This window comes from Bordetella sp. N, assembly GCF_001433395.1.
GTDB lineage: Bacteria > Pseudomonadota > Gammaproteobacteria > Burkholderiales > Burkholderiaceae_B > Bordetella_C.
The window spans coordinates 282,711-306,722 of record NZ_CP013111.1 but is presented as its reverse complement, the minus strand read 5'-3'; the positions used below and the strand labels follow the sequence as shown (position 1 = coordinate 306,722).

Here is a 24,012-nt window from a genome sequence, read left to right as displayed (position 1 = left end):
AAGAAGGCGTCGATCAAGCCGGCCCCCTGCCGGGACGATCCAGGCAGGGGGCCGGCCGCGCCAGGCTTAGATTTCCAGCAACAGGCGTTGCGGATCTTCCAGCGCTTCCTTCATGGCGACCAGGCCCAGCACGGCTTCGCGGCCGTCGATGATGCGGTGGTCGTACGACATGGCCAGGTAGTTGATCGGACGGATCACGATCTGGCCGTTCTCCACCACCGGACGTTCCTTGGTGGCGTGGATGCCCAGGATGGCGGCTTGCGGCGGGTTGATGATCGGGGTCGACAGCATCGAACCGAACACACCGCCGTTGGAGATGGAGAACGTACCGCCGGTCATTTCTTCGATGCCCAGCTTGCCGTCGGCGGCGCGGCGACCGAAGTCGGCGATGGCCTTCTCGATGTCGGCGATCGACAGTTGGTCAGCGTTGCGCAGGATCGGCACGACCAGGCCGCGCGGGCTGCCCACGGCGATACCGATGTCGAAGTAGCCGTGGTAGATCACGTCCTTGCCGTCGACCGAGGCGTTCAGCACCGGGTACTTCTTCAGGGCGGCAACAGCGGCCTTGACGAAGAAGGACATGAAGCCCAGCTTGACGCCGTGTTCCTTCTCGAACTTCTCTTTGTATGCGTTGCGCAGGTCGATGACCGCCTTCATGTTGACTTCGTTGAACGTCGTCAGGATGGCGTTTTCCGATTGCGACTGCAGCAGGCGCTCGGCGATGCGGGCACGCAGGCGGCTCATCGGCACGCGCTGTTCCGGACGGCCGTCCAGCGACAGCGTCGGGGCGGGAGCGGCGGCAGCGGGCTTGGCGGCAGCGCCACCGGCCTTGGCTTCCAGGGCATCACCCTTGGTGATGCGGCCGTCACGGCCGGAACCGGCCACGTCGGCGGCCTGCACACCCTTTTCAGCCAGGATCTTGGCGGCGGCGGGCGAAGCCACAGCCGACGACGAAGCAGCCGGGGCAGCGGCGGGCGCGGCGGCGGCAGCAGCGGCAGCCTTGGGGGCTTCGGCGGCGGGCGCGGTAGCCGGGGCGGCGGCAGCTTTGGCGGCGGTGTCGATGCGGGCGATCAGCTGGCCCGAGGTCACGGTGGCGCCGTCGGCTTCGACGATCTCGGCCAGCACGCCGCTGGCGGGTGCCGGCACTTCCAGCACGACCTTGTCGGTTTCCACTTCGATCAGGATCTCATCCGCTTCCACGGCAGCGCCGGGCTGCTTCTTCCAGGTCAGCAGCGAGGCTTCGGAGACCGATTCGGACAACTGGGGGACGACAACTTCAGTAATAGCCATTTTTATGAATCCGTATAGTGAAAGTTCGTGACGCGGGGCGCCCGCCGCGGGCGCCCCATACGCTTATCCAGCGCTTACTTGGTCAGCATGAAACCCTTGTACTTCGGGGCCAGCGCCTGTTCAACCAGCGCCTTCTGCTGTTCCTGGTGCTTGGCCATGTAGCCCACCGCCGGCGAGGCCGAGGCGGGGCGGCCGGCGTACGCCAGCTTTTGCCCTTCACTCATGTTTTCGTACAGATGATGCTGCACGTAGAACCACGGGCCCTGGTTCTGCGGTTCGTCCTGCACCCAGATCACTTCCGTGGCCTTGGGGTACTTGCGCAGTTCGGTTTCGAAAGCCTTGTGAGCGAACGGATAGAGCTGCTCGACACGGACGATCGCGACGTTGTCCAGCTCGCGTTCCTTGCGGCCGTTGACCAGGTCGTAGTACACCTTGCCCGAGCAAGCCAGCACGCGCTTGACCGAGTTGGCCTTGATCGTGTCGTCCAGCTCGCCGATCACCGGCTTGAAGCTGGAACCGGCAAGTTCGGTCAGCGGCGAACCGGCATCCTTGTTACGCAGCAGCGACTTCGGCGTCAGGATGACCAGCGGCTTGCGGAAGGGGCGGATCATCTGGCGACGCAGCAGATGGAAGATCTGCGCGGCGGTGGTGGGTTGCACCACTTGCATGTTGTTGTCGGCGCACAGCTGCAGGAAGCGTTCGATACGTGCCGACGAGTGTTCCGGACCCTGGCCTTCGTAGCCGTGCGGCAGCATCAGGGTCAGGCCCGACTGGCGGCCCCACTTGGCTTCACCGGCGCTGATGAACTGGTCGATGACGACCTGGGCGCCGTTGACGAAGTCGCCGAACTGACCTTCCCAGATGGTCAGCGTGTTGGGTTCGGCGCTGGAGTAACCGTATTCGAAGCCCAGCACGGCTTCTTCGGACAGCACCGAGTCGATCACGACGAAAGGCGCCTGGCCTTCCGACACGTTCTGCAGCGGAATGTACGTACCGTCGTCCCAACGCTCACGGTTCTGGTCGTGCAGCACCGCATGGCGGTGGGTGAACGTGCCGCGGCCCGAATCCTGGCCGGTGATGCGGATGGCATAGCCGGACGCGACCAAGGTGGCGAAGGCCAGATGCTCGCCCATGCCCCAGTCCAGGTTCAGGGTGCCCTGCGCCATGTTGCGGCGATCGTTCAGCAGCTTGGCGACCAGCGGGTGCGGCGTGAAGCCTTCCGGAACGGCGGTGATGCGCTCACCGATACGCTTGAGTTCGGCCAGCGGCACCGCGGTGTCGGCCTGGTCGGTCCACTTGGCGCCCAGGAACGGCGACCAGTCGATGGCGTACTTGCTCTTGTAGTCGGTCAGCACCGGCTCGATGGTGCGGTGGCCGTCTTCCATCAGCTGACGGTAGTCCTTCACCAGCTGTTCGGCGTCGCCCTCGGCCAGCACGCCTTGCGCCAGCAGTTTTTCGGCGTAGACCTTGCGGGTGCCGGGGTGATGGCCGATGCGCTTGTACATCAGCGGCTGGGTCAGCGAGGGGGTGTCCTGCTCGTTGTGGCCCAGCTTGCGGAAACAAACGATGTCGACCACGACGTCGTGCTTGAACTGCGCGCGGTAATCCAGCGCCAGGCGGGTGACGAACACCACGGCCTCGGGATCGTCGCCGTTGACGTGGAACACCGGCGCTTCGATCATCTTGACCACGTCGGTGCAATACAGCGTCGAACGCGAGTCGCGCGGGTCGGACGTGGTGAAGCCGATCTGGTTGTTGATGACCAGGTGCAAGGTGCCGCCCGTGCCGTAGCCGCGGGTCTGCGCCAGGTTCAGCGTTTCCATGACCACGCCCTGGCCGGCGAAAGCGGCGTCGCCGTGCACCAGCACCGGCAGGACCTGCTTGCCTTCATGATCGCCACGGCGTTCCTGGCGAGCGCGCACGCTGCCTTCCACCACGGGGTTGACGATTTCCAGGTGGGACGGGTTGAACGCGAGCGACAGGTGGACCGGACCGCCACGGGTGGACAGGTCGCTGGAGAAGCCGTTGTGGTACTTCACGTCGCCATCGGACAGGCCTTCGGCGTGCTTGCCTTCGAACTCCGCGAAGAGGTCGCCAGGCATCTTGCCCATGATGTTGACCAGCATGTTCAGGCGGCCGCGGTGGGCCATGCCGACCACGATTTCCTGCACGCCGTTTTCGCCGGCGTGGTTGACCACTTCGTCCATGCAGGCGATGAAGCTTTCACCGCCCTCCAGCGAAAAGCGCTTCTGACCCACGTATTTCGTGTGCAAGAAGCGCTCCAGACCTTCGGATTCGGTCAACTGCTGCAGGATATGCCGCTTATGTTCCGGCGTCACGGCCGGCGCGCTCAGCGTCGACTCCAGGCGTTCCTGGATCCAGCGTTTCTGGACCGGATCGGAAACATGCGAGAACTCCGCGCCGATCGTACGGCAGTACGTATCGCGCAAAGCCTTCAGGATGTCGCGCAGCGTCATCGTGCTGGCGGTCGTGAAGTAGGTGTTGGTGGCGGAGTAGACCTGGTCCAGGTCGGCTTCCGTCAAACCGTAGAAGGCCGGATCGAGCTCGGGGATGGCCGGGCGTTCCTGGCGCTTGAGCGGATCGAGGTCGGCGTAACGCGAGCCCAAGGTGCGGTAGGCGCCGATCAGCGACTGTACCGACACTTGCTTGGACGCCATCGACAAATCGGGTTCCTGGCCGCGGTGGACGAAGGCATTGGCCTTGGCGCGCTGGGCAAAGGATTCGATGATGGGGGCGTGGGCGCGATCGCGCGTGGTTTCCTGTCCATCCGTCGCGGGCTGATGCTGCAACTGGTCGAAATAGCTACGCCAGTTATCGCTTACCGCCGCCGGATTGTCGAGGTAGGCTTCGTAGAGCTCCTCGACGTAGGGAGCGTTGCTCCCAAACAGGTATGAATTGAGTCTGGATTCGTTCTCAGTCGACATGTGTTGCTTCACCTTACCGGGTGCTTCACCCGTGCGATGCAGGAAAACCTTCCGCGACACGGCTTCACCGGTTAGCGGATAGCGGGGCAGAAGGCGCGTACAAGCCTCAATAGCCTATTCGGCGGAGTATAGCGCTTTGCCAGAATCAAAACTCGGGGCTATTTCGGATTCAGATCTTTAAATTTCCGTGACGGGACTTGATGTTGCGTTGCAGAAACAAACCCAGGCACTGTCTCGGCGCAAATTTGCGGCATCGCAACATGAAAAGGAAACTGTTTCGGCATACCACCGATGTGACCAGTGACAGCAATAAGCGCTATTCTTGCCGTCTTTCGCAATCCCGATTCATTCTCGATTGCGTCCCGACTGACGGCCTCGCCGCCCCAATTTCGCATCGTTAAAGGCAGTAAGCAATGGATGACAACCTGACCAAATTGGCGTTGGACTATCACCAATATCCGACGCCCGGCAAGATTTCGGTCACGCCGACCAAGACCCTGGCCACGCAGGACGATCTGTCCCTGGCCTACTCGCCCGGCGTGGCCGCCGCCTGCATGGCCATTCATGCCGAAGGCGACGATGCCGCTTCCAAGTACACCTCGCGGGGCAACCTGGTGGGCGTGATCACCAACGGCACGGCCGTGCTGGGCCTGGGCAATATCGGTCCGCTGGCCGCCAAGCCGGTGATGGAAGGCAAGGGCTGCCTGTTCAAGAAATTCGCCGGCATCGACGTGTTCGACATCGAACTGGCCGAAACCGATCCGGACAAGCTGGTCGACATCATCGCGGCGCTGGAGCCCACGCTGGGCGGCGTCAACCTGGAAGATATCAAGGCGCCCGAGTGCTTCTACATCGAGAAGAAGCTGCGCGAGCGCATGAAGATCCCGGTCTTCCATGACGACCAGCACGGCACCGCCATCATCTCGTCGGCCGCCATCCTGAACGGCCTGAAAGTGGTCAACAAGCGCATCGAGGACGTCAAGCTGGTGTGCTCGGGCGCCGGCGCCGCCGCCATCGCCTGCCTGGACCTGCTGGTCCACCTGGGCGTGCGCAAGCAGAACATCTACGTGACCGACTCGCGTGGCGTGATCTGGGTCGGCCGTGAAGCCAATATGGAACCCAACAAGCTGCGTTATGCGCAGGAAACCGACGCGCGCACCCTGGCCGACATCGTCAAGGACGCCGACGTGTTCCTGGGTTGCTCGACCGCCGGCGTGCTGACCGGCGACATGGTCAAGACCATGGGCACCCAGCCCCTGATCCTGGCCCTGGCCAACCCCGACCCGGAAATCCGCCCGGAAGTCGCCAAGGCCGCCCGCCCCGACTGCATCATCGCCACCGGCCGTTCGGACTACCCGAACCAGGTCAACAACGTGCTGTGCTTCCCCTTCATCTTCCGCGGCGCCATGGATGCCGGCGCCAGCCGCATCACCGAGGAAATGAAGCTGGCCTGCGTGAAGGCGATCGCCGAGCTGGCCGAAGCCGAGCAGAACGATGAAGTGGCCCGCGCCTATCCCGGCCAGGACCTGACCTTCGGCCCGGAATACATCATTCCCAAGCCCTTCGATCCGCGCCTGATCGTGCAGATCGCGCCGGCCGTGGCGCAAGCCGCCGCCGACTCGGGCGTGGCCGCCCGTCCGATCCAGGACATCGAGGCCTATCGCCAGAAGCTGATGGGCTTCGTGTACCACTCGGGCCAGCTGATGCGCCCGCTGTTCCAGCAGGCCAAGAAAGCGCCCAAGCGCGTCATCTACGCCGACGGCGAAGACGAACGCGTCCTGCGCGCCGTGCAGACCGTGGTCGACGAGAAGCTGGCCCAGCCCATCCTGATCGGCCGTCCGTCGGTTATCGAGATGCGCATCCAGAAGTTCGGCTTGCGCCTGGCCGTGGGCAAGGACATCCAGATCGTCGATCCGGAAGATGACGAGCGCTTCACCGAAACGTGGAATGCCTACTTCCAGATGCGCGGCCGCCAGGGCGTCACGCCCACGATCGCCAAGGGCATGGTGCGCAAGCACAACACCCTGATCGGCGCCATGCTGCTGCGCCGCGGCGACGGCGACGCGCTGCTGTGCGGCGTGAGCAGCCGCTACGACAATCAGCTGAAGTACATCGATGAAGTCATCGGCCGCAAGGAAGGTGCTTCCACGTATGCCGCGCTGAACGTGCTGATGCTGCCCGACCAGACCCTGTTCATCACCGACACGCACGTCAACGAGAATCCGGACGCCGAACAGGTGGCCGACATCACCGTGCAGGCGGCTGACGAGATGCTGCGTTTCGGCGTGGTGCCCAAGATCGCCCTGCTGTCGCATTCGAACTTCGGCAGCCGTCCGACGGAATCGTCGAACAAGATGGCCAAGGCACGCGAGCTGGTCGAACAGCGCGCGCCCGATCTGGAAGTGGATGGCGAGATGCATGCCGACGCGGCGCTGTCGGACAAGATCCGCGCCGCTTCCTATCCGGACAGCAAGCTGAAGGGCCCGGCCAACCTGTTGGTCATGCCCAATCTGGACACTGGCAACATCACGTACAACATGCTGAAGATGACTGGCAGCAACGGTATCGCGATGGGCCCCATCCTGCTGGGCGCCGCGCGTCCGGTGCACATCCTGACGAACAGCGCCACGGTGCGGCGTATCGTCAACATGACGGCCCTGGCCGTCGTGGATGCGCAGCAGGAGGCGACTCAACGTCCGCGTTGATCGCAAGCTCAGTGCCTTGAAAGGCCCCGCCGCATTTTCGCGGCGGGGCTTTTTTCATTGCGCGGGCCGGGGTCGACGGCGCGCCCTTCTGCCCTTACCCTTCGTTATCTGCATTCATCTGGCAAGGAGCAAGACATGGAAATCGGATTGATAGGCCTGGGCGCCATGGGTCGCGCGATGGCCGCCAACCTGGTGGCCGCCGGCCACGACGTCAAATGCTGGAACCGCTCGGGCGGCGAGGTCGCCGGCGTCACGATGGTGGCCACCCCGGCCGACGCCTTCCAGGCGGATGCCGTGCTGACCATGTTGGCGGACGATGCCGCGATCAGCACCGCCCTGCTCGATGCCGGCGTGCTCGCCGCCGCGCGGCCGGGTGTAGTGCATATCGTCAGCTCCACCATCTCCGTCGCCTTTTCGCAGGCCTTGCAGGAGCATCACCAGAAGGCTGGTGTCGCCTACGTGGCCGCGCCGGTGCTGGGGCGTCCCGACGTGGCCGCCAAGGGCGAGCTGAACATCCTGGCGGCGGGCGCGCCGGCCGCCATGGAGCGCGTGCGGCCCGTCCTGGAAGCCATCGGCAAGAAAATCTGGCCGCTTGGCGAACAGCCCGCGGGCGCGCATGCGGCCAAGGTCGCCTGCAACATGATGATCGCCATGGCGATCGAAGCCATGGCCGAAGCCGCGTCGCTGACCGACGCCAACGGCGTGCCGCGCGATGACTTCTTCGAGTTGATCCTGGGTACGCTGTTCGCCGGCCGCTCGTATCGGGTCTACTCGAAGATCATCAGCGAAGGCACGTACCAGCCGGGCTTCAAGGCCCAGCTGGGGCTGAAGGACCTGCGCCTGGCCCGCGAGGCGGCCGCGCCCCTGGCCGCGCCGCTGCCCATGCTGGACGCGGTGCACGCGCAGATGAGCAAGGCCGTCGAGGCTGGCGGCGCGGAGCGCGACTGGGCCATCATGGCCGATTACACCTTGCGGTCCGCGGCGAAGTAATCCTTCCAGGGCACGCCCGCCTCGGCGCCAACGCGGGCCAGGTCGGCCAGGGTTTCCTGGGCAAGGTACAGGCCGGCGGCGCGGTTGCGCTGGTCGGCCTGGGCCTCCATTTCACCGGGGTACCAGACCTGCTCGTGGCCGGGCGCCACGGGGACGTCCTTGAGCGATGCGATATAGGCGTCCATGCGCGCGTTGAATTCCTCGATCGGCATCAGCGCCGCCACGTTCACCGCCAGCATGAAGTGCCCCGCGCCGCTGCGATTGACCGGATCGTAGGGCCCATGCACACCGTCGAGGAATTCGCTGCCGGACAGCACGCCCGACAGCACGTCTATCATCACCCCCATCACATAGCCCTTGTGCCCCGCCATCGGCAGGATGAAGCCTTCCAACGCGGCGGCCGGGTCGGTGGTGGGATTGCCATGCTTGTCGATGGCCCAATGGCTGGGAATCGACTCATGACGATTGTTGGCCAGATAGATCTTGCCGCGCGCCACGCCGGAGTTGGCCATGTCCATGACGATGGGCGGACGAGCGCCCGCCGGCGCCGCCAGCGACCAGGGGTTGGTGCCTATCTTCTTCTTCAGGCCGCCCCAGGGCGCCATGTTCGGCCCGGCATTGCTCATGAGCATCATCACGCAACCGGCCTGCGCGCCGATGCGCGTGTAGTACATGCACGTGCCGAAGTGATTGGAGTTGCGCACCGACACCACCGCCACGCCATGCTTGCGGGCCCGCTGCACGGCCTCGTCGGTGGCGCGCCGCGCGACCACCTGGCCGATGCCGTCGGCGCCGTCCAGCACGGCTACCGCGCCGCCGTCGACCGCGATGCGGCACTCGGTGCGCGCCTTCATCGCGCCGGAGCGCAGCCGCGCGTAGTACCAGCCCAGCCGCAGCATGCCGTGCGATTGGTGGCCCCAGAGGTCGGCCTGGACCAGGGTGTCGGCGGCCAGCTGGGCATCCTGTTCCGGGACGTCGGCACTGCGGTACACCGCGGCCGCGAAGGCGCGCAAGGCGTCGGGGTCCAGCGCCGGACCGGCAGGCGTTGCGGCGGGAGTATTGCCAGATTTCTGCATGATCAGATCCTTCCTGTTGCTTGGTGCTTGTCGCGTGCTGCTCGTTGCCTGGTGCTTGTTGCCTGGCGCTTCTTGCCGGGATCAGTCCGCGATGCGGATGCCGCGTTCCTTGATGAACTTGCCCCAGCCCGCCAGGTCCTTGCGGAACAGCGCGTCGAATTGCGCCGGCGAACCCGCCACGGGCTCCAGGCCTTCGTCCGCGAAGCGGCTGCGCACCGTGGGGTCCTTCAGCGCCTCCTCCATCGCGGCATTCAGTTTCTGCACCACGGCGGTGGGGGTTCCGGCTGGCGTGAACACGCCGAACCAGACCGTCATCTCGAAGCCGGGATAGGTCTCCGCCACGGTCGGCACGTCGGGCAGCGCCGCTACCCGGTGCGCACTGGCGACGGCGATCGGCTTGAGCTTGCCCGCCTTGATCTGGTTGACGAAGCCCGGCACCGTCCCGAAGGACATCATGATGTTGCCGCTGATCAGATCCGCCAGCGAATTCGCCGTGCCCTTGTAATGGACCATCATCAACTCAGCACCGCTGGCCTGCTCCAGCATTTCCGCGGCCAGATGCGACATCTGGCCCGCGCCGGGTGTGCCCACCGTCACGTGCTTGGGATGCTGCTTGGCGTAGGCCACCAGTTCGGTCACCGTGTTGAACGGCACCTTGGGATAGGCCGCCAGCAAGGTCGGGGAACTGGCCAGTTCGATCACCGGCACGAAGTCCTTTTCCGTGTTGTACGGCAGGGTCTTGTACAGCCAGGGATTGCTGGTCAACGCGCTGTTGGTCATCAGGATGGTGTAGCCGTCCGGCGTGGCCTTGGCCACGTGGTCGGCGCCGATGATGCCCGACGCGCCGGGGCGGTTCTCCACCACCACGGATTGTCCCAGGATGGGGGTCAGCTTCTGCGCCACCAGGCGGGCCACGACGTCGGAGCCGCCGCCCGGCGCGAACGGCGCGATCATGCGGATGGGCCGGTCCGGGTAGCCGGCGGCGGCCGCGGGTCCGTGCAGCGCCAGGACGCCGGCGAACGCGGCCGCCAGGGTGAAGGCCCGCAAATATCTCTGTGTCATCGTTGTCTCCTTGGTTTTTTATGATTCAAGGACTATAAACAGCCAGAGACAGGCAAAAAAGCCACTTTTCCATTGAAATACATCAGAAAAACTGAAGTGACATGCGTAATCTGGACATGGAGCTGCTGCGGACCTTCGTCGCCGTGGTCGAACGGGAGTCCTTTGCCGCTGCGGCGCAGAGCGTGACGCGCAGCCAGTCGGCCGTGACCCAGCAGATGCAACGGCTGGAAACGCAATCCGGCAAGCGGCTGTTCGAGCGTAGCGGGCGTGCCAAACGCCTGACGACGGAAGGCCGCCAGTTGCTCGACTACGCGCGCCGCCTGTTGGCGCTCAATGACGAGGCGTGCATGGCCATCGATGGCCGCAGCGTCACGGGCGAAGTGCGCCTGGGGGCGCCGCACGATATCGCCGACACCATCCTGCCCAATCTGCTGGCGCACTGCTCCACGCTTTATCCCGAGCTGAAGATCGCGATCCATATGGGACGCAGCCCGCATCTGGTGCAGGCGCTGCGCCAGGGCGACATCGACATGACGGTGGCGGCGTGCGAGGCGCCCGAGCTGCGGGCGCTGACGCTGCGCACGTCGCCCATCGTCTGGATGTGCGCCGCCAACTATCGCCATGACCCGGCCCGGCCACTGCCCTTGATCGTTGCTGCTGAATCGAGCCTGTTCCGGCGTCTGGCCATCGAGCATCTGGAGCGTGCCGGCGTGTCGTGGCGGATCACCTACACTTCACCTACCGTCGTGGGCGTGCGGGCCGCCGTGCGTGCCGGGCTGGGCGTGACGGCCCGTTCCGTTGAAATGCTGGGCAACGATTTACGCGTGCTGGGCGACGATGCGGCGCTGCCGCGGCTGCCCGACGTCAGTTTCAATCTTTACCTGAGTTCCCTGGGCGCCCAACCTTTGGCGCAACGGCTTTTCGATTCACTGCAGCATTGCAGTTTCTGAAGGAGACACCATGGTGACCGACGCCCTGCTTGCCTGGCTGCATTACATGGCCATTTTTGGCTTGCTCGTTCCCATGACTGCCCAGGCCGTGCTGCTGCGCCCCGACATGCAGGCCACCACCGTGCGGCGCCTGGCGAACTACGACATCTTCTATGCGGCCTGTGCGGTGCTGGTGCTGGTGACGGGCTTGTTGCGGTTGTTTCTGGGCGCCAAGGGCGTGCAGTTCTACACGCCCAATCCCTGGTTCCACGCCAAGATGACCCTGTTCGTCGTCATCGCCCTGTGCTCCGCGCGGCCCACCATCGCCTTCATCAAGTGGCGGCGCCAGGCGCGTCATCTGCCGGGTTTCGTGCCCACCAACCAGGAAATCGCCCGCATCCGCCGCTGGGTGATGATCGAAGCCTACTTGTTCATCCTCTTGCCCCTATGCGCCGCGATGATGGCGCGCGGCGTGGGGCGTTAAACCTGTGTCCCTACGTGCCTTAAGAACCCTGGTCGCCATTGCGCAGCATGGCTCTTTCGTGCGAGCCGCGGAAGCGGTGTATCTGACGCAGTCGGCGGTCAGTCTGCAGGTGCGTCAGCTGGAACGCGAGTTCAATGCGATGCTGTTCGATCGGTCGCATCGGGTGCCTACACTGACCGATGCGGGCAAGATCGTGCTGGAGCGGGCTCACGAGATTCTGGCCTTGTACGACGGTTTGCACACGGAGCTGGTGGAGAGCGAAAAACTGTCGGGCCGTTTGCGGCTGGGCGCGATACGGTCGATCTTCGCCGACATCCTGCCGGCCGCGCTGGCGCAGTTGCAGGCCAAACATCCCAAGCTGCGCATTCTCGTTTCGTCCGGCCTGTCGGCGGAATTGGCGGTGCGTTTGACCAACGACGAACTGGACGTGGCGATCACCACTGAACCGGTGAAGCCGCATCCACCGGGCTTGTTCAGCACGCCGCTCTATCGGGAAGACTACTGGGTGGTGGCGCCGCGCGAAGCCGCGAATAAAGATGCGCGCCGCATCCTGCAGGAGTATCCGCTGATCCGCTTCGACCAGCATTCCTGGGCCGGGCGCACGATCACGCGCGAACTGCGCAAACAAAAACTGAAGTTCGACATCGGCATGGAACTCGATGACCTGGAAGCCATCGTCCAGATGGTGTCCCGCGGCCTCGGCGCCGGCATCGTACCGCTCTTCACCAGCCAGCAGGCCACCGCGCAGGGCCTGACCTGCCTGCCTTTCGGCAGCCCCCAACGCCACCGCAAGGTCGTCATCCTCGAACGCGAAGGCCGTCCGTCCCTCCCCTTCGCCCAAGCCGTGGCACACGAGATTCAGGACTGCGCGGAGCGGACCAATAAGATTTTCTCAAGCTAACGCGGATTATTTATCGTTTTACGTTATTAGTCGCTGGCGTTATCGTTCTGGCTCTATTCATTGCGTAGCCTGATAAACGCATACTGGAGACTGGATGATTGCCGCGTTGCTCGCCTCGGTTGCCCCCATCGCATTATTGATCGCGCTGGGTTGGGAGCTACGCCGTCGCAAGGTGCTGTCCGACCCCTTCTGGGCCCAGGCCGAGAAGCTCAGCTACTACATCCTGCTGCCTGCCTTGTTCGTGCATGGCCTGGCAACCGCCAAGCTCGACGGCCTGCCTATCAAGGCCATGGTGGCGACCTTGGTGTGTTCGACCACCATCGTGGCGCTGGTGGTGCTGGCGACGCGCCGGACGGCCGGCGTCGGCGACCCGGCGTTCACGTCGATCTTCCAGGGTGGCATCCGTTTCAACAACTACGTAGGCATCTCTGCCGCGGCGGGCTTGCTGGGCGCCCAGGGCGTTGCACTGGCGGCCGTGGCCAATGCCGCCATCATTCCCACGGTCAACGTCCTGTGCGTGCTGGTGTTCGCCCGCTACGGCAACATCGGCCAGTTGTCCTTGAAGAACGTGCTGAAGCAGCTGGCGCTGAATCCGCTGGTGGTGGCAAGCGTCATCGGCATCATGCTGAAGGTCACTGACCTGCCCTTGCCTGGCGTCCTGGAACAGGTGCTCAAGTCCTTGGGGCAGGCGTCCTTGCCGCTGGGCCTGCTATGTGTCGGTGCGGCATTGGATTTCGCTGCGGCCCGTACGTGGATGCGCCCGACCCTGTTCGCGTCGCTGTTCAAGTTCGCTCTGATGCCCCTGGTCACCGTGCTCGCGTGCCACGTCTTCAACCTGAGCGGGCCTGCGGCCACTGCCGCCATCATCTTCCAGGCCCTGCCCACCGCCTCGTCGTCCTACATCATGGCCCGCCAGCTGGGCGGCGACGCTCCCCTGATGGCCGGCATCATCGCTGTCCAGACCGTCATTGCCGGCATCTCCCTGCCCGCGTCCGTCCTGCTGCTGACGTCCTGGCTATAAGGCCGCCGCCGGCGGCCTTGCCGGGCAGGCCGCGGTCACGCGGTTTCCCGGATGCGCATTTCTACATGCAGCCCCGCTGCCGAGGCCATGTTCACGAGCGCGTCCAGGCCAAACAGGTCGATCTTGCCGCGCATCAGGTCGGACACGCGCGGTTGCGTCACGCCGAACACTTGGGCGGCCTGTGCCTGACTCATCTCCGAGCGAGAGACATACGTCTTCAGCGCACTCATCAGCTCCGACCGGAGCTTCATATTCTCAGCTTGTGCCGGCGTGTCCTCTATGGCATCCCATACGCTGCCATATGTTTGCTTGCTCATGGTCTCGACTCCTTCAGTTCCCGGAAGCGCTTTGTCGCAAGCGCCACAACGTCGCCCCTTGCTTACGGAAAACTCTCCGTCCGGTCGTTCCATGTCACCGCAAAAATAGGACTGATCCGACACGCCCTTACGTGGCGCGAAGGCAAAAAAAAGCCTGTGCGTTAAGCACAGGCTTTTTTCATCGCTAACGCCGGAGTAACCCGGCGCGGACAGCGCGATTACTTCTTGGCGCGGGTCGGAACGTCGCGCGACACCGAACCGGTGAACAGCTGACGCGGACGGCCGATCTTGTAATCGGGATCCGACAGCATTTCGTTCCACTGGGCGATCCAGCCCACGGTGCGAGCCAGCGCGAAGTTGGCGGTGAACAGCGCGGTGGGGATGCCGATGGCGCGTTGCACGATGCCCGAGTAGAAGTCGACGTTCGGGTACAGCTTGCGATCCACGAAGTACGGATCTTCCAGGGCGATACGCTCCAGCTCCATGGAGAGCTTGAACAGCGGATCGTTTTCCAGGCCCAGGGCCGCCAGCACTTCCTTGCACGTCTGCTGCATCAGCTTGGCGCGCGGGTCGTAGTTCTTGTACACGCGGTGGCCAAAGCCCATCAGGCGCACGCCCGAGTTCTTGTCCTTGACCTTCTCCATGAACTCGCCAACCTTGGCCACGCCGCCTTCGGCTTGCAGCTGTTCCAGCATCTGCAGGCAAGCTTCGTTGGCGCCACCGTGAGCGGGACCCCACAGGCAAGCCACGCCAGCAGCGATGGCCGCGAACGGGTTGGTGCCCGACGAACCGCACAGACGCACGGTCGAAGTCGAAGCATTCTGCTCGTGATCGGCATGCAGGATGAAGATGCGGTCCAGCGCGCGCTCGACCACGTCATTCACCTTGTAGTCCGCGCACGGCGTCGCGAACATCATGCGCAGGAAGTTGCCGGTGTACGACAGGTCGTTCTGCGGATAGATGAAGGGCTGGCCTTGCGAGTACTTGTACGCCATCGCCACCAGGGTCGGCATCTTGGCGATCAGACGGATCGCGGAGATGTGACGGTGCTGCGGATTGGTGATGTCCAGCGAGTCGTGATAGAACGCCGACAGTGCGCCGACCAGACCGGTCAACACAGCCATCGGGTGCGCGTCACGGCGGAAGCCACGCAGGAAGAAGTGCAGCTGCTCGTTGACCATCGTGTGATTGGTGACTTGCGAGTCGAAGTCCGCCTTTTGAGCGACGTCGGGCAATTCACCATTCAGGATCAGGTAGCAGATATCGAGGAAGTCGCAGTTCACCGCCAGCTGCTCGATGGGGTAGCCGCGATACAGCAACTCGCCCTTGTCGCCATCGATATAGGTGATGGCCGAGGAGCACGCTGCCGTGGACATGAAGCCCGGGTCATACGTGAACATGCCGGTCTGACCGTACAACTTGCGAATGTCGATGACGTCCGGACCTACCGTACCCTGGTAAATCGGAAAATCGACGGGAGCGGAGCCGTCCGAAAAAGATAGGGTGGCTTTTTTGTCTGACAGTTTCATCACATTCCTCTCTAAGTTATAGCTCGCGCATCTTGTGGATGATTTCGCGTAGCTTCGGCGTATCCAGATCGCCTTCCGGCTCTTTTCTCGCCAGCAACAGATCGAGCAAGTCGTTGTCGCCGAGTTCGAACAATTGCGTCAAGCCAGCAACGTCCTCATTCGACAAGGACGACTCGTACGCGTCCAGGTACTTGGTAATAATCAGGTCGTTCTCGAGCAGACCGCGCCGCGCCCGCCAGCGCAGGCGGGTGCGATCAAGATCGGTCAGCTCGCTCATATTCACACCTTTCTATGACTAGACTGCTCGCCGAACCATCAGTTCCTTGATCTTGCCGATTGCCTTCGTCGGGTTCAGACCCTTCGGGCAAACGTCGACGCAGTTCATGATGGTGTGGCAACGGAACAGTCGATACGGATCCTCCAGGTTGTCCAGACGCGAGCCCGTGGCTTCATCGCGGCTATCGGCGATGAAGCGGTAGGCTTGCAGCAGGCCAGCGGGGCCGACGAACTTGTCCGGGTTCCACCAGAACGACGGGCAGGACGTCGAGCAGCACGCACACAGGATGCACTCATACAGACCGTCCAGTTCCTCGCGCGCTTCCGGCGACTGCAGACGCTCGCGCTCGGGGGGCGGCGTATCGTTGATCAGATACGGCTTGATCGAGTGATACTGGTTGAAGAAGTGCGTCATGTCCACGATCAGATCGCGAATCACCGGCAAGCCTGGCAGCGGCTTCAGAACGATAGGTTCCTTGAGCTCGAGCAGGTTGGTTGTACAGGCAAGCCCGTTCTTCCCGTTGATGTTCATGGCGTCCGAACCGCACACGCCTTCACGGCACGAGCGGCGCAGGGCCAGGCTGTCGTCGACATCGTTCTTGATACGCACCAGCGCATCAAGAAGCATCTTGTCGGTGGGCTGGAGTTCGACGTCCAGCTTCTGCATATACGGACGCTCGTCCTTGTCAGGATCGTAGCGGTAGATCTCGAATTTAACGATACGCTTGGTGCTCATGCGGGCATCCTGCTTAGAAAGTACGCGCCTTGGGCGGGAAGGACTCGACGGTCAGGGGCTTCATCTGAACCGGTTTGTAGTCCAGACGGCTGCCTTCCGTGTACCAGAGGGTGTGCTTCAGCCAGTTCTCGTCGTCGCGGGTCGGGTGGTCGTCCAGGGCGTGGGCGCCACGGCTCTCGGTGCGGTTGGCGGCCGACTTGATGGTGGCGCGCGCCACTTCGGTCATGTTGGCCAGTTCCAGCGCCTCGATACGAGCCGTGTTGAACACCTTGGACTTGTCGTTGAACGAGATGTTGTTGGCCTGCAGGGCCAGCTCTTCGATCTGCCCCACGCCTTCGTTCAACAGGTCCAGCGTGCGGAACACGCCGCAATGACGCTGCATCGACGCGCGAATCGCGTTGGCCACGTATTGGGTCTTCTCGCCGCCGGTACGGTTTTCCAGGGCGTTGACGCGGTCCAGCGAAAAATCGATGGACGACTGCGACACCGTCTGGTGCGCGCGTTGACGCTCGGGGTGCGAGTTGACGATGTGGTTGCCGGTGGCGCGACCGAACACGATCAGGTCCAGCAGCGAGTTGGTGCCCAGGCGGTTGGCGCCGTGCACCGACACCGCGGCGCATTCGCCGATGGCGTACAGGCCGTTGACGACCTTGGACTCGCCGTCCTTCCAGTCGACCACCTGGCCATGGTAGTTCGCCGGGATGCCGCCCATCTGATAGTGGATGGTGGGCACGACCGGGATCGGTTCCTTGATCGGATCGACGTTGCCGAACTTGATGGCGATTTCGCGGATCGAGGGCAGACGCTTGTTGATGACGTCGGCGCCCAGGTGATCCAGCTTCAGCACCACGTAGCTGCCGTCCGGACCGCAACCGCGGCCTTCCTTGATTTCCTGGTCCATCGAACGCGACACGAAGTCACGCGGCGCCAGATCCTTCAGCGTGGGCGCATAGCGCTCCATGAAGCGCTCGCCATCCTTGTTCAACAGGATGCCGCCTTCGCCACGCACGCCTTCGGTGATCAGCACACCCGCGCCGGCCACGCCGGTCGGGTGGAACTGCCAGAACTCCATGTCCTGCAGCGCGATGCCGGCACGAGCCGCCATGCCCAGGCCGTCACCGGTGTTGATGAAGGCATTGGTGGACGCGGCCCAGATACGGCCGGCGCCGCCGGTGGCCAGCACCGTGGTCTTGGCTTCCAGCAGATAGATTTCGCCGGTTTCCATTTCCAGCGCGGTCACGCCGACCACGTCGCCGTTTTCCGCGCGCACCAGGTCCAGCGCCATCCATTCCACGAAGAACTGGGTCCGCGTGGCGACGTTGCGCTGATACAGCGTGTGCAGCAGAGCGTGGCCCGTACGGTCGGCGGCGGCACAGGCACGCTGCACCGGCTTCTCGCCGAAGTTGGCGGTGTGGCCGCCGAAGGGACGCTGATAGATGGTGCCGTCCGCGTTGCGGTCGAACGGCATGCCGAAGTGTTCCATCTCGTAGACGGCGCTCGGCGCTTCACGGCACATGAATTCGATGGCGTCCTGGTCACCCAGCCAATCCGACCCCTTGACGGTGTCGTACATGTGCCAGTACCAGTTGTCTTCGCTCATATTGCCCAGCGAAGCGCTGACGCCGCCCTGCGCCGCCACGGTGTGCGAACGGGTGGGGAAAACTTTGGACAGAACCGCCACGGACAGTCCCGCTTGGGACAGTTGCAGGGAGCACCGCATGCCGGCACCGCCGGCGCCGACCACCACCACATCGAATTGGCGGCGCGGCAAGGATTTCTTGACAGCGACCACGGCTTAGAGCCTCCAGATAATTTGCACGAAATACACGACCGAGCCGACCAGCCACAGGATGGTCAGAACCTGCAGCAGCAGGCGCACACCCACGGGGCGCACATAGTCCATCCAGATGTCGCGCACGCCGATCCAGGCGTGATAGGCCAGCGACAGGAAAGCCAGCGTGACCAGCAACTGGCCCACGGGCAGTGCATAGACGTGGAACGTGAAGAGCGCCTTCCAGCTTTCATAGTTGAAGCCGGGCATGATCAGCACGCCGATGAACAACACCAGCGTGTACACCGCCATGATGATCGCGGTGATGCGCTGGGCCAGGAAATCCATCACGCCATAGTGGGCGCCGACGACGAGGCGCTTGGGCCCGTAATTCTTGGTAGCGGCCATTATTACCAGGCTCCGAACAGTTTGAGACCGAAAACCACGGTCAGCGCCAGGCTGACCACGAACACGATACCGGCCGACTTGCGGGCCGAATCCTTGTCGATGCCAAGGTGCAGGTCCAGCGCCAGGTAACGGATACCGGCGCAGAAGTGGTGCAGGTAGCCCCAGATCAGAACCAGCAGTATCAATTTGACGATCGGATGCCCCACGACCGAGGCCACGCTGGCGAAGCTTTCAGGCGACGCCAGACTGGCGCCAAGCAACGGCAAAATGACCAAGGGAATACAGAGGAACAACAACGCGCCGCTGACGCGATGAAGAATCGACAGACGGCCGGCCAATGGCAGGCGGTACTTGGCGATTTGACCAATGCTGATATTGCGAAACTGCGGACGCGGCTTGGCAGCTGTGTCGGACATGACGACCTCGGTTGTCTCGAAACTAAAAATCGTGATGGCGGGAATGCCCAGACCCTGGGGCGGGTCTATTGATCCAACCCTTGGGGGTAAAACTTATCTATTTTCGCCCATGTAACGGGTTGCTATCAAATCGACTGAAAAACTCCATCAATTCAAACTGTTGCGGTAGTGATAACGATCGGTCAGGTACAGACCTCGCCGGACTTCCATCGGCCGATCGCCGTACGTATACGAAATGCGCTCCACCTGCAGCAGGGGCGAACCGACCGCCACGCTGAGGGCAGTGGCGGCTTCGTCCGTGGCGGCGACGGCGCGTAATTTTTCATCGGCGCGGATCATGCTGACGCCAAACTCGGATTCAAAAAAACCATAGAGGGGCGCCTTGTTGGCGCTCAGGGCCTCCACGGTCAGACCGCGGAACGCCGCTCCAGGTAGATAGATATCGTCCAGCACCGTGGGCACGCCGCCGAAGGTCAGCAGGCGGCGCAGGCCGAACACGGTTTCGCCGGCGCGCAATTCGAGTGCCCGCGCCACATCGGCCGGCGCGCGCAAGCGGCGACAGTCCACGATACGGCTTTCGGCGGATTCGGTTTCGGCGGTTTCATCGGCGGCCAGGCGCAGGAAACGATAGCGCACGCGCGCTTCGTGGTGCGTGGCGACAAAAGTACCCTTGCCCTGGCGGCGCAGCAGCACGTGCTCGGCGGCCAGTTCATCGACGGCCTTGCGCACCGTGCCCTGGCTGACCTGGAAACGGGCGGCAAGATCGATTTCGCTGGGGATGAGTTCACCCGGCTTCCATTCGCCGCGATCCAGGCTCTGCACCAGCAGGTCCTTGATCTGGCGATACAGCGGGCTGAAAGCGGCGCTCGCGCCGGCCGGACGGCCAGCGGCATTCTTACCTAAAGCGGGGGCTTCTAGCCGGGGATCTGCCATTGATTATCTTCAGTTTGCCAGCGGCCGCGACGGCTCAGGCAGGAACCTGAAACGGGGCTGTCGCCGGGCGGCGCTATTGTTGCACAACGGCATGACGCGTGTCCAACGTCTTATGTCTTATATAAGATATAAGTCAAATTGACGTAAACGTCACGTTCGTCTTAGGATACGCCCTGCTTCGCGGGGCTTCCACCGTAGTGTCATCGCACTGCAATAGGCATTCGTTCCGCAGGCGCAAAAGACTTTTCCAAAGTCAGCAGGGATCCGTTTTCCGCGGACTCAACGATTACACTAATCGGCGAGATTTTTTCTCGACGACCCTTACGGAGAATTTTCATGTCCAAGCCCGCTTTGCGCGTCGCCGTCACCGGCGCCGCCGGTCAAATCGGCTACGCTCTGCTGTTCCGCATCGCCTCCGGCGAGATGCTCGGCAAAGACCAGCCCGTCATCCTGCAATTGCTGGAAATCCCCGACGAAAAGGCACAGAAAGCCCTCAAGGGCGTCATCATGGAGTTGGACGATTGCGCCTTCCCGCTGCTGCAGGAAGTGACCGCCCATAGCGATCCGCGCACCGCCTTCAAGGATATCGACGTGGCCCTGCTCGTGGGCGCCCGCCCGCGCGGCCCCGGCATGGAGCGCAAGGACCTGCTGACGGTCAACGCCCAGATCTTCACGGCGCAGGGCAAGGCCCTGAACGATGTGGCCAAGCGCACCGTCAAGGTCCTGGTGGTCGGCAACCCGGCCAACACCAACGCCTACATCGCCATGAAGTCGGCGCCGGACCTGCCGGCCAAGAACTTCACCGCCATGCTGCGCCTGGATCACAACCGCGCCCTGTCGCAACTGTCGGCCAAGTCCGGCAAGCCGGTCGCGGACATCGAGAAGCTGGTCGTGTGGGGCAACCACTCGCCCACGATGTATCCGGACACCCGTTTCGCCACCGTCGGCGGCCAGGCCCTGAACAAGATCATCAACGACGACGCCTGGAACAAGGACACGTTCATCCCCACCGTGGGCAAGCGCGGCGCCGCCATCATCGAAGCGCGTGGCCTGTCGTCGGCTGCCTCGGCCGCCAACGCCGCCATCGATCACGTGCGTGACTGGGTGCTGGGCACCAACGGCAAGTGGGTCACCATGGGCGTGCCCTCGGATGGTTCCTACGGCATCCCCGAAGGCATCATCTACGGCGTGCCGGTCACCACGGCCAATGGCGAATACACCGTCATCAAGGATCTGGAAATCGACGCGTTCTCGCGTGAGCGCATGGACTTCACGCTGAAAGAGCTGCTCGAAGAGCGCGATGGCGTGAAAGACCTGCTGAAGTAATCCAGCGACATGAAAAATGGGCCCGATCAAAAGGGCCCATTTTTTTAACGCCAGGGCTTTTTTTTACGCCGGGCCGCGGCCGGCGTAAAAAAGCGTCCCGATTCCCACTACAGGAGTAGACAAGATGAGTACCTCCAGCATCAAGGAAACCAAAGAGCAGGAAAAGCCGGGTTTCAAGCCGAAGAAATCGGTTGCGCTGTCCGGCGTGGTCGCCGGCAATACGGCGCTCTGCACGGTGGGACGCAGCGGCAATGACCTGCACTACCGTGGCTACGACATCCTGGACATCGCCGGCACCAGCGAGTTCGAGGAAATCGCCCACCTGCTGGTCCACGGCAAGCTGCCCAACAAAGCCGAGCTGAAAGCCTACAAGCAGAAACTGCGTGCCCTGCGCGGCCTGCCGGTGCAGCTGCAAGTGGCGCTGGAAGCCCTGCCGGCATCCAGCCACCCGATGGACGTGATGCGTACCGCCGTGTCCGTGCTGGGTTGCGTGCTGCCGGAGAAAGACGATCACAACACCCCGGGCGCGCGCGATATCGCCGACCGCCTCATGGCCAGCCTGGGCTCGGCCCTGCTCTACTGGTACCACTACAGCCACAATGGCCGTTCCATCGACGTCGAAACCGACGACGACAGCATCGGCGGGCACTTCCTGCACCTGCTGCACGGCGCCACGCCGTCCGATGAATGGGTCAAGGCGATGCACGTGTCGCTCAACCTGTACGCGGAACATGAGTTCAACGCGTCGACCTTCACCTGCCGCGTCGTCGCCGGCACCGGGTCGGACATCTACTCCGCCATCACCGGCGGCATCGGCGCGCTGCGCGGTCCCAAGCACGGCGGCGCCAACGAAGTGGCCTTCGAAGTGCAAAGCCGCTACGACACGCCCGATGATGCCGAAGCGGACATCCGCCGCCGCGTCGAAAACAAGGAAGTGGTGATCGGTTTCGGCCACCCCGTGTACACGGTCTCCGACCCGCGCAACAAGGTCATCAAGGAAGTGGCGCGCAAGCTGTCCAAGCAGGCCGGCACCACCAAGCTGTACGACATCGCCGAACGCCTGGAAACGGTCATGGCGGACATCAAGAAGATGTTCCCCAACCTGGACTGGTTCTCGGCCGTCAGCTACAACATGATGGGCGTGCCCACCGCCATGTTCACCCCGCTGTTCGTCATCGCGCGCACGGCCGGCTGGTCCGCGCACATCATCGAACAGCGGATCGACAACAAGATCATCCGTCCGACCGCCAACTACACGGGTCCGGAAGATCAGAAGTTCGTCCCGCTCGACAAGCGCAAGTGATGTAGACAAAGCCGGCTCCCGCCGGCTTTTTTTATCTGCCCGGGCGGTCCCGCCCAGGCAGATCGCGCAACCCTGCATGGGGAGGTCCTGTCACCATGTCCACGCACGTCTCCAACGTCCGCCCCGATCCCGACCAGGTTCTCGTCGACATCGTCGACTATGTCCTGGACTACGAGATCGCCAGCCCCCTGGCTTATGAAACCGCCCGCAACTGCCTGATCGATACCCTGGGCTGCGGCCTGGAAGCACTGGAGTATCCGGCCTGCCGCAAGCTGCTGGGGCCCATCGTCCCCGGCACCATCGTGCCCAACGGCGCCAAGGTGCCCGGCACCCAGTTCCAGCTCGATCCGGTCCAGGCCGCCTTCAACATCGGCGCCATGATCCGCTGGCTGGATTTCAATGACACCTGGCTGGCCGCGGAATGGGGCCATCCTTCCGACAACCTGGGCGGCATCCTGGCCACCGCCGACTGGCTGTCGCGCAATGCCGTGGCCGCCGGCAAGGCGCCGCTGACCATGCGCGAGGTGTTGACCGGCATGATCAAGGCGCATGAAATCCAGGGCTGCATCGCGCTCGAAAATTCGTTCAACAAGGTCGGCCTGGACCATGTGGTGCTTGTGAAAGTGGCATCGACCGCCGTGGTCGCCCAGATGCTGGGACTGTCCCGCGAGGAAGTCATCAACGCGGTGTCGCTGGCCTGGGTCGACGGGCAAAGCCTGCGCACCTATCGGCACACCCCGAACACCGGCAGCCGTAAAAGCTGGGCGGCAGGCGACGCGACCAGCCGCGCGGTCCGGCTGGCGCTCATGGCGCGCACCGGCGAGATGGGCTACCCCTCCGTGCTGACCGCCAAGACCTGGGGCTTCTACGACGTGCTCTTCAAGGGCAAGCCTTTCGAGTTCCAGCGCCCCTACGGCAGCTACGTCATGGAAAACGTGCTGTTCAAGATTTCCTTCCCGGCGGAGTTTCATTCGCAGACGGCGGTGGAATGCGCGATGCAGCTGCACGACCTGTTGCGGCAGCATGGCAAGACGGCCGACGATATCGCCGGAATCACGATCCGCACGCATGAAGCGTGCATCCGCATCATCGACAAGAAGGGCCCGCTGGCCAATCCGGCCGACCGCGATCACTGCATCCAGTACATGGTGGCGGTGCCCATCCTGTTCGGACGCCTGACCGCCGGCGATTATGAAGACGACGTGGCCGCCGATCCGCGTATCGATGCGCTGCGGGATCGTATCGTCTGCGTCGAGGATCCCCTGTTCACCAAGGATTATCACGATCCGGACAAGCGCTCCATCGCCAACGCCTTGACCGTGGTGTTCAAGGACGGCGGCGCGCTGGACGAGGTCGTCTGCGAATATCCTATCGGCCACAAACGGCGCCGCGCCGACGGCATTCCCCTGCTGGAGGCGAAATTCCGGACCAATCTGGCCCGCCAGTTCCCTGCCCGGCAGCAGGCGCGCATTCTGGATGTGTCACTCGACCAGGCCAGGCTGGAGGCCATGCCGGTGCACGAATACGTGGATCTTTATGTGATTTGACAATGCTCGGCCTTGGCCAGGCCTGGCCGGGGCCGCGGCTCCGCCGC

Annotated in this window: 21 protein-coding genes; 9 read left to right on the top strand and 12 right to left on the bottom strand. The window is 63.3% G+C overall.

Annotated features, from left to right (window positions below):
* Positions 1–66: 66 nt before the first annotated feature.
* Together odhB and ASB57_RS01315 are read right to left on the bottom strand one after the other, a co-directional pair.
* Positions 67–1,290 carry a 2-oxoglutarate dehydrogenase complex dihydrolipoyllysine-residue succinyltransferase gene (odhB, locus tag ASB57_RS01320; protein ID WP_057649881.1) on the bottom strand — a complete coding sequence of 408 codons (1,224 nt, stop codon included), beginning with the start codon at positions 1,288–1,290 and terminating at the stop codon, positions 67–69.
* Between the two features lie 74 nt (positions 1,291–1,364).
* Positions 1,365–4,235 (bottom strand): 2-oxoglutarate dehydrogenase E1 component, encoded by a 2,871-nt coding sequence (locus tag ASB57_RS01315; RefSeq protein WP_057649880.1) that lies wholly within the window; start codon positions 4,233–4,235, stop codon positions 1,365–1,367.
* A 413-nt stretch (positions 4,236–4,648) separates the two neighbouring features.
* Here ASB57_RS01315 and ASB57_RS01310 point away from each other — a divergent pair, with 413 nt between their 5' ends.
* Together ASB57_RS01310 and ASB57_RS01305 are read left to right on the top strand one after the other, a co-directional pair.
* Entirely contained in the window at positions 4,649–6,940 is a 2,292-nt protein-coding gene (locus ASB57_RS01310; RefSeq protein ID WP_057649878.1) for an NADP-dependent malic enzyme, read from the top strand.
* Between the two features lie 135 nt (positions 6,941–7,075).
* The gene (locus ASB57_RS01305; protein ID WP_057649875.1) at positions 7,076–7,930 is read left to right on the top strand and encodes an NAD(P)-dependent oxidoreductase; all 855 of its coding nucleotides are present in this window, start codon (positions 7,076–7,078) and stop codon (positions 7,928–7,930) included.
* On the opposite strand, the gene ASB57_RS01300 is transcribed toward ASB57_RS01305, so the two are convergent.
* Positions 7,903–9,006 carry an Ldh family oxidoreductase gene (locus ASB57_RS01300; protein ID WP_057649873.1) on the bottom strand — a complete coding sequence of 368 codons (1,104 nt, stop codon included), beginning with the start codon at positions 9,004–9,006 and terminating at the stop codon, positions 7,903–7,905. The two genes, ASB57_RS01305 and ASB57_RS01300, sit on opposite strands and share 28 nt — an antisense overlap.
* Before the next feature lie 81 nt (positions 9,007–9,087).
* Positions 9,088–10,068, bottom strand: a complete 981-nt coding sequence (locus tag ASB57_RS01295) for a tripartite tricarboxylate transporter substrate binding protein (RefSeq protein WP_057649872.1) — start codon at positions 10,066–10,068, stop codon at positions 9,088–9,090.
* A 101-nt stretch (positions 10,069–10,169) separates the two neighbouring features.
* On the opposite strand from ASB57_RS01295, the gene ASB57_RS01290 reads away from it, so the two are divergent.
* The 4 genes from ASB57_RS01290 (at position 10,170) to ASB57_RS01275 (ending at position 13,403) form a co-directional block, all read left to right on the top strand.
* Entirely contained in the window at positions 10,170–11,018 is an 849-nt protein-coding gene (locus ASB57_RS01290) for a LysR substrate-binding domain-containing protein (RefSeq protein WP_057649870.1), read from the top strand.
* A 10-nt stretch (positions 11,019–11,028) separates the two neighbouring features.
* Positions 11,029–11,481 carry a DUF2214 family protein gene (locus tag ASB57_RS01285; protein WP_057649868.1) on the top strand — a complete coding sequence of 151 codons (453 nt, stop codon included), beginning with the start codon at positions 11,029–11,031 and terminating at the stop codon, positions 11,479–11,481.
* A 4-nt stretch (positions 11,482–11,485) separates the two neighbouring features.
* Positions 11,486–12,382, top strand: coding sequence for a LysR substrate-binding domain-containing protein (locus ASB57_RS01280; RefSeq protein WP_057649867.1), 897 nt, complete (start codon positions 11,486–11,488; stop codon positions 12,380–12,382).
* Between the two features lie 94 nt (positions 12,383–12,476).
* Positions 12,477–13,403 carry an AEC family transporter gene (locus ASB57_RS01275; protein WP_057649865.1) on the top strand — a complete coding sequence of 309 codons (927 nt, stop codon included), beginning with the start codon at positions 12,477–12,479 and terminating at the stop codon, positions 13,401–13,403.
* Positions 13,404–13,438: 35 nt separating this feature from the next.
* Here the strand turns inward: ASB57_RS01275 and ASB57_RS01270 are convergent, their stop codons facing one another.
* The 8 genes from ASB57_RS01270 to ASB57_RS01235 form a co-directional block, all read right to left on the bottom strand.
* Complete coding sequence (locus ASB57_RS01270; RefSeq protein WP_057649863.1) at positions 13,439–13,720, bottom strand: helix-turn-helix domain-containing protein; 282 nt, start codon at positions 13,718–13,720, stop codon at positions 13,439–13,441.
* Between the two features lie 218 nt (positions 13,721–13,938).
* On the bottom strand, positions 13,939–15,249 hold the full coding sequence (gltA, locus tag ASB57_RS01265; protein WP_057649861.1) for a citrate synthase: 1,311 nt from the start codon (positions 15,247–15,249) through the stop codon (positions 13,939–13,941).
* Between the two features lie 16 nt (positions 15,250–15,265).
* Positions 15,266–15,526: a succinate dehydrogenase assembly factor 2 gene (locus ASB57_RS01260; RefSeq protein ID WP_057649859.1), complete on the bottom strand. Its 261-nt coding sequence runs from the start codon at positions 15,524–15,526 to the stop codon at positions 15,266–15,268.
* Positions 15,527–15,544: 18 nt separating this feature from the next.
* A complete protein-coding gene (locus tag ASB57_RS01255) occupies positions 15,545–16,261 on the bottom strand; it encodes a succinate dehydrogenase iron-sulfur subunit (RefSeq protein WP_057649857.1) in 717 nt (238 codons plus the stop codon).
* A 13-nt stretch (positions 16,262–16,274) separates the two neighbouring features.
* Complete coding sequence (gene sdhA, locus ASB57_RS01250) at positions 16,275–18,053, bottom strand: succinate dehydrogenase flavoprotein subunit (protein WP_057649856.1); 1,779 nt, start codon at positions 18,051–18,053, stop codon at positions 16,275–16,277.
* Between the two features lie 3 nt (positions 18,054–18,056).
* The gene (gene sdhD, locus ASB57_RS01245) at positions 18,057–18,440 is read right to left on the bottom strand and encodes a succinate dehydrogenase, hydrophobic membrane anchor protein (RefSeq protein ID WP_057649854.1); all 384 of its coding nucleotides are present in this window, start codon (positions 18,438–18,440) and stop codon (positions 18,057–18,059) included.
* 2 nt (positions 18,441–18,442) lie between these two features.
* Positions 18,443–18,856, bottom strand: a complete 414-nt coding sequence (gene sdhC, locus ASB57_RS01240) for a succinate dehydrogenase, cytochrome b556 subunit (RefSeq protein WP_057649853.1) — start codon at positions 18,854–18,856, stop codon at positions 18,443–18,445.
* Positions 18,857–19,003: 147 nt separating this feature from the next.
* Positions 19,004–19,789: a GntR family transcriptional regulator gene (locus ASB57_RS01235; RefSeq protein ID WP_057649852.1), complete on the bottom strand. Its 786-nt coding sequence runs from the start codon at positions 19,787–19,789 to the stop codon at positions 19,004–19,006.
* Positions 19,790–20,125: 336 nt separating this feature from the next.
* Between ASB57_RS01235 and ASB57_RS01230 the strand changes: the two genes are divergently transcribed.
* From ASB57_RS01230 to ASB57_RS01220, 3 genes are all read left to right on the top strand, one after another.
* The gene (locus tag ASB57_RS01230) at positions 20,126–21,115 is read left to right on the top strand and encodes a malate dehydrogenase (RefSeq protein ID WP_057649850.1); all 990 of its coding nucleotides are present in this window, start codon (positions 20,126–20,128) and stop codon (positions 21,113–21,115) included.
* Positions 21,116–21,239: 124 nt separating this feature from the next.
* Positions 21,240–22,418 carry a 2-methylcitrate synthase gene (gene prpC, locus ASB57_RS01225; protein ID WP_057649848.1) on the top strand — a complete coding sequence of 393 codons (1,179 nt, stop codon included), beginning with the start codon at positions 21,240–21,242 and terminating at the stop codon, positions 22,416–22,418.
* Positions 22,419–22,513: 95 nt separating this feature from the next.
* Positions 22,514–23,965, top strand: a complete 1,452-nt coding sequence (locus ASB57_RS01220; protein ID WP_057649846.1) for a bifunctional 2-methylcitrate dehydratase/aconitate hydratase — start codon at positions 22,514–22,516, stop codon at positions 23,963–23,965.
* Positions 23,966–24,012 lie beyond the last annotated feature (47 nt).